Origin of the sequence: Desulfovibrio sp., assembly GCF_047607245.1 — a bacterium.
Lineage (GTDB): Bacteria > Desulfobacterota > Desulfovibrionia > Desulfovibrionales > Desulfovibrionaceae > Desulfovibrio.
The window spans coordinates 17,907-31,993 of record NZ_JASGDK010000063.1; the positions used below are offsets into that span (position 1 = coordinate 17,907).

14 protein-coding genes, 1 other RNA gene and 1 pseudogene are annotated in these 14,087 nt (G+C 49.5%); 7 read left to right on the forward strand and 9 right to left on the reverse strand.

Going from position 1 to position 14,087, the window contains the following annotated elements:
* Nucleotides 1-255 precede the first annotated feature (255 nt).
* The 3 genes from QM579_RS04530 to QM579_RS04540 all read left to right on the forward strand — a co-directional run bounded on the left by QM579_RS04530 (nt 256) and on the right by QM579_RS04540 (nt 3,782).
* The gene (locus QM579_RS04530) at nt 256-681 is read left to right on the forward strand and encodes a hypothetical protein (RefSeq protein ID WP_414998014.1); all 426 of its coding nucleotides are present in this window, start codon (nt 256-258) and stop codon (nt 679-681) included.
* A gap of 981 nt (nt 682-1,662) precedes the next feature.
* Complete coding sequence (locus QM579_RS04535) at nt 1,663-1,869, forward strand: hypothetical protein (RefSeq protein ID WP_414998015.1); 207 nt, start codon at nt 1,663-1,665, stop codon at nt 1,867-1,869.
* A gap of 1,556 nt (nt 1,870-3,425) precedes the next feature.
* Nucleotides 3,426-3,782 carry a helix-turn-helix domain-containing protein gene (locus QM579_RS04540; RefSeq protein WP_414998016.1) on the forward strand — a complete coding sequence of 119 codons (357 nt, stop codon included), beginning with the start codon at nt 3,426-3,428 and terminating at the stop codon, nt 3,780-3,782.
* Between the two features lie 111 nt (nt 3,783-3,893).
* Here the strand turns inward: QM579_RS04540 and QM579_RS04545 are convergent, their stop codons facing one another.
* On the reverse strand, nt 3,894-4,472 hold the full coding sequence (locus QM579_RS04545; RefSeq protein ID WP_414998026.1) for a hypothetical protein: 579 nt from the start codon (nt 4,470-4,472) through the stop codon (nt 3,894-3,896).
* On the opposite strand from QM579_RS04545, the gene QM579_RS04550 reads away from it, so the two are divergent.
* Both QM579_RS04550 and QM579_RS04555 read left to right on the forward strand, forming a co-directional pair.
* Nucleotides 4,385-4,576, forward strand: a complete 192-nt coding sequence (locus QM579_RS04550; RefSeq protein ID WP_414998024.1) for an MliC family protein — start codon at nt 4,385-4,387, stop codon at nt 4,574-4,576. The two genes, QM579_RS04545 and QM579_RS04550, sit on opposite strands and share 88 nt — an antisense overlap.
* A 184-nt stretch (nt 4,577-4,760) precedes the next feature.
* Nucleotides 4,761-5,450 carry a hypothetical protein gene (locus QM579_RS04555; RefSeq protein ID WP_414998017.1) on the forward strand — a complete coding sequence of 230 codons (690 nt, stop codon included), beginning with the start codon at nt 4,761-4,763 and terminating at the stop codon, nt 5,448-5,450.
* Nucleotides 5,451-5,804: 354 nt separating this feature from the next.
* On the opposite strand, the gene ssrA is transcribed toward QM579_RS04555, so the two are convergent.
* The 7 genes from ssrA to rdgC form a co-directional block, all read right to left on the reverse strand.
* Nucleotides 5,805-6,182: a transfer-messenger RNA gene (gene ssrA, locus QM579_RS04560) on the reverse strand.
* A gap of 48 nt (nt 6,183-6,230) precedes the next feature.
* On the reverse strand, nt 6,231-6,734 hold the full coding sequence (locus tag QM579_RS04565) for a hypothetical protein (RefSeq protein WP_414998018.1): 504 nt from the start codon (nt 6,732-6,734) through the stop codon (nt 6,231-6,233).
* Nucleotides 6,735-7,079: 345 nt separating this feature from the next.
* Complete coding sequence (locus QM579_RS04570) at nt 7,080-8,678, reverse strand: DNA repair protein RecN (protein ID WP_414998019.1); 1,599 nt, start codon at nt 8,676-8,678, stop codon at nt 7,080-7,082.
* A gap of 68 nt (nt 8,679-8,746) precedes the next feature.
* Nucleotides 8,747-9,583, reverse strand: coding sequence for an ABC transporter permease (locus tag QM579_RS04575; protein ID WP_414998020.1), 837 nt, complete (start codon nt 9,581-9,583; stop codon nt 8,747-8,749).
* Nucleotides 9,583-10,614, reverse strand: a complete 1,032-nt coding sequence (locus tag QM579_RS04580) for an ABC transporter permease (protein WP_414998021.1) — start codon at nt 10,612-10,614, stop codon at nt 9,583-9,585. The genes QM579_RS04575 and QM579_RS04580 overlap by 1 nt, the downstream gene beginning before the upstream one ends.
* A gap of 9 nt (nt 10,615-10,623) precedes the next feature.
* Nucleotides 10,624-11,151, reverse strand: coding sequence for a hypothetical protein (locus QM579_RS04585; protein ID WP_183719823.1), 528 nt, complete (start codon nt 11,149-11,151; stop codon nt 10,624-10,626).
* 15 nt (nt 11,152-11,166) lie between these two features.
* A complete protein-coding gene (gene rdgC, locus QM579_RS04590) occupies nt 11,167-11,790 on the reverse strand; it encodes a recombination-associated protein RdgC (RefSeq protein WP_414998022.1) in 624 nt (207 codons plus the stop codon).
* 549 nt (nt 11,791-12,339) lie between these two features.
* Here rdgC and QM579_RS04595 point away from each other — a divergent pair.
* Complete coding sequence (locus tag QM579_RS04595; RefSeq protein ID WP_414998025.1) at nt 12,340-13,059, forward strand: pseudouridine synthase; 720 nt, start codon at nt 12,340-12,342, stop codon at nt 13,057-13,059.
* Between the two features lie 9 nt (nt 13,060-13,068).
* On the forward strand, nt 13,069-13,491 hold the full coding sequence (locus tag QM579_RS04600; RefSeq protein WP_414998023.1) for a DUF4019 domain-containing protein: 423 nt from the start codon (nt 13,069-13,071) through the stop codon (nt 13,489-13,491).
* An 82-nt stretch (nt 13,492-13,573) separates the two neighbouring features.
* Here QM579_RS04600 and QM579_RS04605 read toward each other — a convergent pair.
* Nucleotides 13,574-14,087: pseudogene (locus tag QM579_RS04605) on the reverse strand (alpha-D-glucose phosphate-specific phosphoglucomutase); the annotation flags it as partial.

Genomic DNA, 14,087 nt, shown 5'->3' on the forward strand with positions numbered 1-14,087 from the left:
TGACGGTGACGGGCAAATATGGTTTCTGTAGCCAGGCGCTAGTAACGCCTTGTTTTCCAGTGGCGGCCTCCCACCCCGAGAGTTTGTGGGCTTTATTGCGTCCTTTCCAGGGCGCTATTCTCGCATTGTATCTCCGGGTGTGGGCGAAATATAATACCCGCAAGGGAAAATAGCCCGCCGTCCGCTGGCGGTTACTAGCACCCGGAGCTTGCTGTTGTTGCTGGCTCCAATAGTAAAAAACCAGTGGAGCACCTCATGTCTAGCACCTTATCCCCCAATCAAGGTCTTCCTGACTTCACAGGGCTGGCTGAAAAGCTGCAAGAAGCCGCACAGGCTCTTTTGGCTCTTTCTTCCCCTGTCATTATGAAATCAGACGAGCCACCACCTGCTGTGGAAAAAGCGCCGCCTGAAATTCGCTCTTTCCGCATTCCCGGCTATATGCTCGCCAAAGAAAAGCAAATGCTTGAAATACTTAAGGCTGAAAATTGGCAGGAAATGTTTGATAAGACCTATGACCAGCTTTATACCTTGGCGCTGCTCATGCAGCACTTTGAAACTGATGAAAAAATTGACGGCTTTTCAGTGCAGCAGATGGGGAACACGCTTATGGCCCCACTTGATATGTTGAGCCGCCTTTGCTCCTTGGTGGCCGATTTCAAACCTGTAACAGCAGAACACTAACAGCCGTAGAAGAGATTGACGGCCTTTGGGGGGTGCCTCCAGAGGCCGTTTTTGTTGTGGCTTTAGGCAAAGGCTGCCGGAGCGCGCAAAGTGAAAATACTCGTTTTGCGGGCCGTGCCGATTTGATCTCTTGAATCTGCTCAGTGCATGCCTTGCTATATGGGGCGCTGTTTACGTGTGCTGAGACAGAGGTGCGGCGGTGGTAATGAGCTTTGTTTGGGTTTCTTTTATATGGGGGGGAGAGCAGAGGTAATGCGGTACGAGGAGAAAAGGATGGTAGTTTGGAGTTGTGCATATGGGCCATTGGCTTTCGTAGCGCTTCACCGCAACTAAAGAGCAGTAGAGTGATGAATTCTTTTCATTGATGAAGGCAGGCGCAACGTGATCTGGCATTGTTTGAACAACAGGGTGAGTGCCGTCCTGGTGAAGGGTAAACTGGGATCAGCAGGCTCTATGCCCTCGACAATAAACTGCCGACTTTTCCTGTGCTGCAATGCCGACTTGTTTCTCAGCTATATCCGGCCAGTTTTACCAAATATTTCATAAAATATTTTAACATCTGGCAACAAATCGCCATTGCAAGGGCACAACGCGATTTATTTCAACTCAATCGGTGTGTTACTATTATTTTGTTCTTTCAACATTTCACACAGGCAAATTATGCTGGGCATAGTCAGAATTTGACATTCTGACTATGCATTAAAATAACATCCCACATTATTTTAATATTTTCTGATTCTAGTGGTACATTATAATGTTCACAGTTTGTGGTACTAAAAGTAACCAAATTACTAGGTATATTGATGCGAACATGAAAATGCACTTATGCTCATTCTATGGAAATGGGTCAGGAAATAGCAGAAAAGACGCGGGCCGGGTCGTGTAGATGATGGGATATCATGTAGAGTGACGGAGCACAGTTTTAAGCTCCAAAACGGCTCATCCCGCACGCTAAACAGCAAACTCTGTGGGAGGTCTGTTATGGAAAGATTAAAGAGTGCTTTGTCTGCGGCTATCGAATTTGGCGAGTGCGTTTTTGTCACTGAGAAGGAACGCGGCAGTATTGGCATCATACCCCGGTGTGTAACCAGTAACTGTGTTCACTGCGATATCGTTTCAGTCTCGCGCTCCTGCGATTCGCAAAAGAGAAAGGTGAAGCTGGATCTGGTTGATCTACAACTGGCATAATGCCCTTGGGACGGTAATCCCCACCCAGTTACGAAGCTAGTAAGAAGCCGACACAAATTGAACTGGAACGCTTTGTTCGCTGTGCAAGAATAAAATGCCCCCCTTTTGGCGACTCTGAGCTTTAAGCTTGATTGCAGCCCATAACCCCGCTTGGCGCGTAGCCTTCAGAACTGAGGTCGGAGGCACAGATCAAGCCGCAAAGAGCAGAACCGAAAGGGCTGCTTCGGCAGGGCTGTCGACGTAATAAACACCAAAAGACATATAGGCTAGCTGGCTAAAACAAAAGGCTCACGTTTCCACATGGAGGTCGTGAGCCTTACTGCTTTTATTGGAAGGTGCCTATAGAATTATGGTAGTGCCGAGAGCGTGGCGTCGAGCGCTATATAATTGATGATTTGTCTTGTGCAGAAGCAATCTGGGGAAGTTGCGATGTCTTCACGCCCGTGCTTTGTCAAAGCTTGGGCAGTAAATAAAGATTCTTTTTGTTACTTGTGACCTTTTTTCCATTCTATCGTTGTCAATCTCATAACTAAGCAGGGCCGAGTTTTCCCGGCCCTGCCATCAATATTTTCCATCAGTATGGAATATAGCCATAGCTCGAATCAGCTTAGGCATCGAATGCTTCCCATCGGCGTTGTTCGCCAAGCATCTTGCGTGACTAACAACAAATATAGCAGGGTGGACTGTCCTCATCTTGAGAGATGTTCTTGCACATGGTCGACTCCTCCTTGTATAGATATACAGTTCTGAGGATGCTCTAGAGCTTGATTTATTTATGCAGAAAAAGCCCATTAAAAGCAAGCAGAATATATTCAAGCGATATTCGATAGTTATAGGAACTATGGCCATGCTTCGCCCGATCGCACTCCTTCAGGTCGCGCATTCTTAGGCATCAACCAGGTACCTGAGTAAAGGTGCATGGAGTAGATTTCTGTCTGAAAACCTGGTTGAATGATTTTTCAAGTATCAATTCATTAGCGGCGATTGGGGGCCATGAGGATGATAGGCCGCGAAAACACTGGGGAGGCCAAACCTTGCAGAGCGTGCCAAAAGCATCAAAAAGCATAGCTTGTGTCATACCAAATATTTTTGCGTACGCCAAAAGAGAAGAGGGCTCCATCCTCATCGCCCATCATCTTCGGCGCCCACATCACGCCAATGCACAACCACCTACTTGTGACCGTCATTTCGCCCTTGCTTCCCAAACCCCTGTACCGCACTCCCCAAAGAAATGAGCGAGGCCGCTAGAGCGGACTGTGGGGCATGCCACAGCGCTGCTTATGGGCTACTGCCTGCACAGCCGATTCGAGTGATGTGGCAGGGGGCTGTAGGGGGTTCGCCATAGACGAAGGGCCAAAGTTTTAGGACTGCTTTGCCATTTAGGCAGTTGCTTCCAGACAGAAACCTCGAAAGGCTCGCTTGCTGAACGCGATACTCAGCGCTCAAGCGCGATTGGCTTTTTCTGATCAACTGCATCCGCTCTAAAAGGTCTTGTCGAAATTTCTTAATGCTCATACGGATGTTCTATGATAGTAATCATAGATTGACAGCTACCTATGAAAACAATCATTATGACAACATATTTTAGGGCAGATATAAAGAATGAAGAAAGATTTTTTGAATCCTTAAGGGACTCAATTAAGGCGTCAGGCGTTGCCCAGGCTGAAATTTCTCGGCAAACCGGGATTCAGCAGAAGGCAATTTCACGCTTTTTGGATGGCTCACAGCCCACCCTCGGCGGTGCAAATGTTATTAAAATACTGACCTATCTCGGTGGACAGGTCGTTTTTTCAGACGCAGCGCCCACAATCTGCCTGGGCATCCGCCGGTTCCAATTGAGGGCTATAACCTCAAAACGATCAGCGTCTATGATGTTGCAGGCGCTGGCCCCGCGGTTGCCTTGCGGAAGTTGAACCTCTTTTTTCTGTGACAGCGCCGCCGGAGTATTTTTACAAGTCAGATTATGCGCTAAAGGCCAGCGGCCACAGTATGGAACCGTTGATCCGGCACAACTCCACTGTCGGCTAAAGCTTGGCTCTGAATTTCTTGCCAATGAACTTTACGCGGCCCGTATTCCTTACGAAGGGCTTGTCATTAAGCGTGTGGGCGTGGATCGCGTGAATAACCAATTTGTCTTCAAGTCCCAGAACCCCGACAAGAAAAGCTATCCAGATTTCTGCCTTGATATTGCAGAGGCGGAAGAGATCATCGTTGGCCGCGTCATGTGGGTCATGGTGGGGTATTAGGGGGAGAGGTGAAATGCGGATCTTGAGAAAATTACTCGCTTCAGCATTGGCAACTGCGGTGCTTGTGCTGATTACTAAAAAGAAGTCATGAGGGCTGCATCTTGCGATCTGTTTTAATACTAATTGCGGTTGTAATTGTTGTGATTGGGCTGCATTTCGCCTTTCAAAAATACTGTGGCGGAATTTACGTGGAGAAGAACCACTCTGCGACATATTCATGCTCAAATGGGAAAAACATCGCGGCTCAGTTTTTTTCGACAAGTGACAACATGTTGATGTTTGCCAAGGTCGTAATGCCGGACGGAACTGAATTTTCCCTTCCTCTTGTGCCGTCGGCTTCTGGTAGTCGGTATTCAAATGGTGTTTCGCTTGAGATATGGCTAAAAGGAAATGAGCTTACTGTCAGCACGCCTAGTGAGAGTGGGGTAATGGAGGCAATCTACGAGTGCAAGGTGAAGTAGCGGAATGCATGCGACCGATCAAGCTGGGCAAATGCCGACGAGCAAATCAAGCGGAGATTTTCATCTCCGCTTTTTTATTTAATACCATATAGCTATAAATTAAAAACTGTTTGGAGCAAAAAATGATGGATTTGGAAATTGTAAGAGGCTCCATTCATAAATACTAGACAGGGAGATGGTTGATATGAAGAGATATTTTGTGTTTCCTTTGCTTCTTTTTGTGTTCGTGCTGAGTGGTTGTAAGTTGGAACATAATTCACGTGTCAAACAATCTCAGTTGATTGGAGAAGTCAAAACCATAGAAGCCACGGTTCGTGTCGAGATTCCTTCCTGCACTCACTATCAAGACAAAACAAAGCCATCTGATAACCTCATTAAAACAACTGAGTTGATAAAAAAACTTTTTCCCGACTCCGAATTTGAAGATTGCAAAAGTGAAAATATGAAATCTATGGCAACCTATCTCACCCAGATGAACGTAGGTACGCTGCCGCCAGACGTAAAAGATTTTAAGCCAAAAGGCGTAAGCGTCCTTCGCAACCAAGACGGCGTAGTATTCTTTTGTCTCTCTGATGAGATCCGTGCCAAGATTGCTGATGGAAGAAAAAATGCCATGTCAAAAGATCTCGCGCTCTACGTCAACATCCGTTTCAATAATGATACTGAGAAAGATGCGAAAATTTTTCCTTACGCGGTTTATGTCAGTGGAAAGCCTTTTGCCGGATTGCCGTCTTGGGGTAACAATGTCGTTGTCAAGTCAAAGGGCACAGAAACATTCACGCTCTCGAACGTCGCTTCAGATTTTGCTGTTGTAAATGGCATCGTCCCTGTTTTTAATGAGCCAGTCCAAAAAACGGACGGCGAAAAGAAATAACGGAAAAGACAGTCGTACCGTGGGATTCCTGCGGTACGGCTGTTAGATTTAGATTGTTGGTTTGGGTGTGGTCGTTGTTTTAGCCTGTGTCATCTGGCGTGGGTGGATGTGGGAGTAGGGGAGGCGTGGACATTAAACAAGGAATATTGAACAAGGTCGAGGACGGGATGTCGTTTGCTCGATCTATTGTAATTTTCCTACTTGGCTTTGGAATGATCGTTTTTGACGCTTTTGCCACTTTTGAGTATGTAGCGTCCCTGCGGACATGATGATACACCGCGACACTAAATAGTCCTAAAAAGCAAAGCCCCGCAAGGCTTTTGGGTCATTGCGGGACTTTGTTAAACATTGTTATGGTGGAGGCGGGGGGAATCGAACCCCCGTCCGAGAACATTCCACTCGAAGCATCTACAGGTTTAGTTCAGGAATAAATTTCACCACGTTGTTGGCCCCTGAACAGGCGCAACGCAGCAATCTCGCCGGTAACCTCCTCGCGGAAAACCCCGGTGAGCGCCGGTCTCCGCCAGTCTGATAAGTGTCGCCATCCAGGGGTATCAGACATGACCCTGGACGACGTGACCTTTAAAAGGTCTTTGCCTCGCTGTTATTAGGCAGCGTAAGCGTAGTCGTAATCGTTGTTGGCAATTACTTGTGTGCCGCTTTTAACGAGGCCAGCGGCGCCTCGACCTGCCGCTACGGCTTCCACGTCCCCGTCGAAACCAGTGCGCCCCCATATATGGTGGAAGAGGAATATAAGCCTGTTACGGTCAATTGGCAAGGTCAGCGGATATAGAAATGTGAAAGGGGTCCTTTGAGGCACATGTGGTATCGGCTGAACAGCGGTTCTTCTGCCATTTCATCCCCTGCTGCAAGCGCCTGCTGCGCCTGTGACGCTACTGTCAGGCCGTGAGAGAGCAGGGCCACTTGGGCCATCTGTTGAAAATGCCGTTGCAGGTGAGGCTGCTGCGAAATAATGTGGCACAAGCTCTCTGCATCGTCATCATTGCCTTCCACTACCAGCTGACCTGCTGGCAAAAGATACAGCAGCAGCCGATCGTCAAGCTTCAGGCCGCGTTTTTCAACATGGCTGTGAATCTGTGCCATAAAGGCCTCTTGCATAATTTCTAGTCTGGTTTCCAGGGCCTCTACCAAGCTGCCACCCGAGCGCTCAAGTTCACGCAAAATTTGAAGGGTAGGCTCATCAAGGGCAGCCAAGGGAGCATCGTTGTATATTTCGAAATGCTGGTCATTGGATGAAGCTTTGCCGGACTGCACGTGGAGCATGCTGTTTATCTGGTTTTGGTTTTCAGGTGTCACAGGCTACCCCGCATATGCTTATGGTCATTTTTTCCGTGTAAGGTCACAGTGCCAGATATTAAGCAAGATGAATGCCATATTGGCTTGAAAAAGCCTCCATTAGAAAATATTCTAGAAAATATTAAGAATATCTTCGGGATGCGATTTGCCATTGCGGTGTTATAATGAAAAAGCAGATAGAATAAGGAGGAAAGCGCCCCGATCGGGGCTTTTGCCATATGCAAAAATACTTCGGAAAAATCTTCCAGAAAAATTAAGCGGACGCCGATTTCAATGCGGCAGACGAATTTATTACTGATGGTGCTTGGCAGGCTATTCTGCCTCAAGGCTGCGGGCTACTGCCTCGCCCTGTGCTCCGCCTCCGGCCATGCGCGCTAGTTCTTCGTGACGGGCCGCCTTGTTCAAAGGCTGGCAAAGGGTGAATGTCGCATTGTCCCGCACTGTCTTGCTGATCTGAAAGTGCTTGCGTGCTTTTGCTGCAAGCTGGGGCCAGTGGGTAATAAGAAGCATCTGGCGGGTACTCGCCAGCGCGTACAGTTTTTCAGCCAGTTTATTGAGCGTGAGTCCGCCGACCCCGGCGTCAACTTCATCAAATATGAAGATGGCATTTTCTTCATCCTGCCGCACGCTGGCCAGAGCCAGCAAAAAGCGGGAAAGTTCGCCCCCGGAGGCTATTTTGTCCAGAGGTTGCGGCGGTTGGCCCGGGTTGGGAGCCCACAGGATGCGTCCGCGTTCATCAAGGACGTTGGGCCAGATTTCATGCTGCTCAAAGTGTGGAATAACCCGCACCTGTTCTGAAAAGCCCAACTGCCGCAGCTCTTCTTCAAGCGCGCTTGCCATGCCAGTTGCCGCGCTACGCCGCAGGGGAAGAATTTGCTCTACGATGCGTGCAAGCTGTTGCGCCAGTGCTTCTTCTTCCCTGCCAAGGCGGGCAAGATCAAGAGCGCACACGTCAAGAAACGAGAGGTTTTCAGCGATTTCATCACGCAGGGACAAAATTTCCGGCAAGCTTCTGTGCAATTTGCGTTTGAGTTGCGCCAGGGCAAAAAGCCGTTCTTCAAGCTGATCCATATCTGGCAGCTCTTCCATTTGCGGCGGGCGGCGCAAACGGCCCCCCAGGTGGAACAATTGCTGCCGAAGTGCGCTAACTGCCTCTGCATCACTGCGCAGGCTGTCATCATCCCTAACCATGCGGGACAGCACTTTCTCAAAGTGGCTGAGCATGTCCAGCAGGCCTTCTGCATCATCGCCGTGCAAAAGGGCTAAGGCCTCTTCATAGTTTTCGCGGACATGCTCAAGGGAACGGGCTTGGGCTCGTGTTTCTTCCAGCCGTTCTTCTTCGCCCTCTTCTGGGGATACCTTATCAATTTCCTGCTGCTGCATTTCAAGCAGTTCGCGTTTTTCGGCCAGTCCGGTCTGGCGTTCAAGAAGGGCTTTACGCTGGGCAGCTGTTTCATTCAAACGGGAGAGCAGGGCGTCACGTTCGCGCAGTAGTTCCGGTTTACCGAGGCCGCTTTCCAGAAGGCGTGCCTGAAACGTTGGTTGCAAGAGTTTTTGCTGTGCGTGCTGACTGGTGTGCGCCACAAGGCGGGGCCGCAAGTCGCGCAGGCTGTCCTGTGAGCGCAATTCGTCATTGATATACAGGCGGCTTCGGCTGGTTTCAGCTAAAATTTCACGGCGCAGAACCATATCTTCACCATCAAGGGTGAAAAGAGCCTCAACCTGAGCGCGCTCTGCTCCTGCGCGAACCATATCTGCTGAAAGCCTGTCGCCAAGTAAAAAGCCAAGAGCCTTTAAAATAAAACTCTTGCCGGCACCGGTTTCGCCGGTAAGCACGTTCATGCCCGGCTCGAACTCCAGTTCCATATCTTCTATGAGGGCGAGATTGCGAATTCGCAGGTATTCCAGCATATTATTTACGCCGTCTATGATTTAAAGTTAATCTTTAACTTGAAGTTTGAAGACTGCATGGCAGCTTATCAACGTCGCAACCGCGGGTCAAAAATATCTCTCAGGCTTTCGCCAAGCAAGTTATATCCAAGCACAGTTATGAGGATGGCCAGCCCCGGATAAACTGACAGCCAGGGGGCGCTTTCAATCACGGCCTTTCCTTCCATAAGCATATTGCCCCAACTGGCGGTTGGGGGCTGCACGCCAAGCCCAAGAAAGCTCAGGCTCGATTCTACCAGAATGGCTCCGGCAACGCCCAGTGTAGCGGTAATAAGCACTGGGGCCAAGGCATTGGGTAAAATGTGACGAAAAAGAATCTTGCTGGTTGGCGTGCCTGCCAGGCGCGCAGCATCCACAAACTCGCGCTCGCGCAAACTGAGAGTTTCAGCGCGAACAAGGCGGGTTACTCCCATCCAGGAAGTTAGACCTATAACGACCATTATATTGGTAAGGTCTGGTTCCAAAAAGGCAATAACCGCAAGAATGAGAAAAAATGAAGGAAAACAGAGCATCACGTCAACAATACGCATGATGGTTTCGTCCACCCAGCGTCTGAAATAGCCACTGATGAGCCCCAGCGTGGTGCCAATGCTGATGGATATGCCCACGGCCACAAAGCCCACCCAAAGAGATATGCGCCCGCCATAGAGCAGACGGGAAAACACATCACGGCCAAGCCTGTCTGTGCCAAGCCAGAAAAGAGAAGAAGGAGGCTCCAGAATATGTTCCAGATGCAACGTATCAGGGTGGTAGGGGGCAATAAAAGGAGCCAGCAGGGCAGCCAGAGACATGCTAAATACAATTAGCAAGCCAAGCAACAGCATGATGTGGTGACCAAGCAACTTTTTGAGAGCAAGGGGCATCATCAGGCGTCGTCCTTTGTACTTCTGATGCGCGGGTCGGCCAGGCCGTAGCACACGTCAGCCAGCAGGTTGCCAAAAAGTGTGAGCACTGCCCCTAATACAAGATTGCCCATTATCATCGTGTAATCGCGGGCCATAACAGCAGCGTAAAAAAGCTGCCCAAGCCCCGGCAGGGCGAAAATGGATTCAATAATGACGCTGCCGCCAATCAGACCGGGAACGGATAATCCTAGAAGAGTGATGACGGGCAGAAGGGCATTACGCAACGCGTGACGCCAGATGATGGCCCCTTCACTGAGTCCCTTTGCTCTGGCAGTGAGGATATAATCCTGGCGCAGAACCTCCAGCATGCAGGCACGCATGTAGCGCGACATGCTGGCCAGGCCGCCAACTGTATAGACAAGAATCGGCAGAGCCAGATGTTTGGCCAGATCGCAAAATTTCCCCCAATGGCTCAACCGCTCATAGTTCATTGATGTGAGCCCTGAAATGGGGAGCCATTGCAACTCGATGCCAAAAAACATCATAAGGAGCAAAGCCAGCCAAAAGGAAGGCATGGCAAAACCCAAAAAGACCAATACAGTTACAGAGCGGTCAAGCAGGGAATTCTGACGGTAAGCAGAGACGATACCCACAGGAATGGCAATGAGCAGGGTAAAAATCATGGCTGTAACGTTCATGCCCACGGTAAGGGGCAGGCGTTCCATAATTTTTGTCAGCACCGGGCGAGAGTCCGCCGACATAGAGTTGCCGAAATCAAAATGTAGCAGGCGCAGCAGCCAATCCCAATATTGCACATAGATAGGGCGATCGAGACCGTACAGTGCTTCAAGTCTTTGTCGAGCAGCTTCCCCCGCAAGAGGGTTGAGGGTTGTTTCCATATCCGTTGGCGAGCCAGGAGCAAGGTGGATAACCCAAAAGCTGATAAGCGTGATGCCCCATAGCACCACCAACATCCAGAACATTTTGCGCAGGATGTTGGCGATTATGCCAGCCAGTCTGGCTCGGCCAGTGTGTGAGGGCTGAGGGGACATCACGGCTCTTTATTCAGTACGGGTCATCCACTGGCGCATGTCTTCTACTTCCTTAACCCATTGGGAAGAAAGCCGTAAGCCAAGAAAACGGGCGTACAGGGCGTCAAGAAGGTTAGTGCACACTTCCATGAGGTAAAACTTTTCAAGTAGCAGGGCGTCAGGATCGTCGTCACTGTCCCCCTTATCAAGCTTGGGCGTTTTCAGGCTGTTGAGGCAGAAGTCTTCAGCCTTAAGAGATACCTGAAATGCCAATTCTTCTTTTTCAAGGCGAATAAGGGCGCGGCTGACTTTTTTGCCAGTACCGAGGCCAAAGCGGGCTTCACGAAGAGGGGAGAGTGACCCCGAAACCGAGGCGGTCTCGCGCGCGTCGCCTTCGCCACCCTGAACTACAATTCGCTGTTCCATTGAAACAGAAAAAGGGGCCCCTTCCTTATCGGTAAATGCGCCGGGGGCTGTGTCGCTTTGGTACCAAAGCCAGGTCAAAAATTCCTGGCCAAGAACAATGTCTGTGGATTCTCCAAGATAGGGCATACTCATGTGCTGGCTCCGCGGCTAAGACAGGGGGGCAAACTGTGTGGCTTCAAGCTGATCCAGGCGCGTAAGGCTTTCCTCATCAAGCATGGAATCCGCCAGATTGTAGGGCGTCAATTGTTCAAGCTTCAGCTCAAAGGTTTTAAAAAATTCTTCCACAAAAAGGTCGATCATCTTGTTTTGGGTGGAAGCAAACCAAACCTCGTTCCTGTCAATGGACCAAAGCACGTTGAACTCGCTGGGGATAGGCAAAAAACGTGCACGCAGCCGAAGCATGACCTGTTCTTTGAGTTCTTTTTTGCGCTCCCGCGAAATAAAGGTCTTGCCTTGTTCATGCATGCGGTTTTTTTCGTCGCGCAAAGCCACAGCAAGATGTTTCTTGATGACACCTGCGGGAATGCGGCGAATATCAAAGCGTAAAGAGAAGACAATATACGCACCTTTTTGCGGTGGTGCAGTAACCCATTCGGTGTCCAGCATGTCTTCATAGCAAACCCATCCCTGGGCCTGCATTTCAGGAATATCGTCAATATCTCGAAAAGCGAACTGCTTCAGCTTGTCGGGGATCTGTGACCAGAGTTCAGTCGGAACCGGATCAAGTATGCGAAAGCGGGTAAAGCTGCACGCACTGTTGGCAAAGCCCATGAAAACTCCTTGATTGGAAGCATGGCCAAGTTGGTTGGCGTTGGTTTGTGTTGTACGTCAGAGCCGTCTTGTGAGCAAGTGCGACTGGTGAGCTGAAAAGATTGCGAGGCGTGAGGGCAGATGTTTTTCAAAATAAAGACCATCGGGATTGGAGGATCTGGGATGAAGGAGTCCCCTCTTGATTGTTGTCTCAAATGTCCCATAATGATAATTATGTAAACTTTTGTATAAAAAGACCTCAATACAAGCCTTGACCTCTCCCCCCTGTTGCCTGCAACATGAGTCATAGCTTATGCATTCAAGGAGAAGACTGTGGCATCTCATAATCATTCAAAACGGCCTGAAAGAAAGCAAACCTCATCCAGTCATAGAAACGACTTTTCACGCAATACGGATACGCGTCCTGACGTAAAAAATGGGCGCAAATTTGAACAACCTGCGAAAAGAATGTCTTCACAGGCAGCCCCTGGATCTGATGTTTGTGCAAGCGATACGCCAAAAGTTTCGCAGCTGTCTTCTCATGATGCGATGGCATCTTCTGATGCAGCCATGCGTCTGAACAAGGCTATTGCTGCATCAGGCTTATGTTCGCGCCGCAAGGCCGATGAATTTATCCTTGCTGGCCGCGTGGTCGTTAATGGTGTGCCGGAAGTCAATCCTGGAAGGCAGGTGTCGCCACAAGACGCGGTTGCTGTCGATGGCCGACTGCTCACTGGCGCACAAAATTTCTGTTACCTTATGCTTTACAAGCCAGTACAGGTGGTCTGCACCGTCAGTGATCCTGAAGGGCGTCCCACTGTTATGGATTACCTGCCAGAACAGTTGCGCAAACTACGACTCTACCCTGTTGGGCGTCTTGACTATTTTTCGGAAGGCTTATTGTTGTTGACTAATGACGGTCAGCTCGCGCAACGCCTTACCCATCCTCGGCATCATCAGCCCAAAACCTATGAAGTTTTTGTGCGTGGGGCTGTGCCAGAGGCGGCGTTGGCCACCATGCGCCGTGGGATGTTATTGGCTGAAGGCGAAAAGCTTATGCCTGTGAAAGTGGATATACGGCTACTTCAGGGGCGTACCCTGTTGCGTATGGTTCTTCATCAAGGTGTAAATCGTCAAATACGCCGTATGTGCCGTGACCTGGGACTTGTAATCCTCAGTCTGAAGCGAATAGCACAAGGGCCGCTGGAGCTGAGGGAGCTTGCTGTTGGGACGGCGCGACAGTTGGCTCAAGCTGAAATTGCGGCTTTAAAAAAGAGTGTTGACCTTTAGGAGATAAGAATGCGGAAGTTTTTTCTGGTTTTTCTGATCGCCTTAGGTTTTTGTATTCATAGTATCGCAGCCTTTGGAGCCACAACAGCACCTGAAGTGGCAACGGAAGCAGCTGAGGCGTGGCTAGCTCTTGCAGACAAAGGTGATGCACAAGCCACATGGCATCAGGCCGCTGGAGCATTTAAAACTGGTATTGAGCAGAAAGACTGGGAAAAGACTTTGCCGAAGGCTCGACAGCCTTTAGGTGAAGTAACAAGCAGGAAGCTTCAATCTTCTGAGACCACCGCTACTCTGCCCGGAGTTGCTGATGGCGAGTATGCGATTTTTCGTTTTCAAACAAGCTTTGCCAATAAAAAAGGTGCATCAGAAGCCTTGCTGATGCAAAAAGAGGCTGACGGAGTTTGGCGAGCTGTTGGCTACTTTATCAAGTAAGCGGAGTACGCATTCTTTAATGTAAACAAAAAGTCCGGCCCTAGGGTCGGACTTTTTGTACTATATGTATTTTGATTCGCTGTCAGGATTTAAGCAGGTGCTCCATAAAATCAATGGCGTCTTTCTGAATAGCAGACAGATGGTCCTCGCCCTTAAAACTTTCTGTATAGACCTTGCAGATTGGTTCCGTGCCCGATGGGCGGACAGCAAACCAGCCATCAGCACTGGAAACTTTCACCCCACCAATGGGGGCATCGTTGGCAGGCGCTCTGGTAATGATCTCGGTAACCGGTGAACCACCAAGGCTTGTCAATACAACATTCTCTGGAGTTAACGCCTTAAGTTTGGCCCTCACCTGATCGTCGGCTGGCGCGTCCAGTCTTTGGTACACCGGGCTACCCAGCCTGCCTGTGAGTTTTTCATACAGCTCTGTGGGCGATGACTGCTCTACTGCCATCATTTCTGCGGCCAGTAAACACATAAGAGGGCCATCTTTGTCTGTGCTCCAGGGGCTGCCGTCGAAGCACAGAAAGGATGCCCCAGCGCTTTCTTCGCAGCCCAACCCGCAGCGTCCATTCAAAAGATAAGGCACAAAC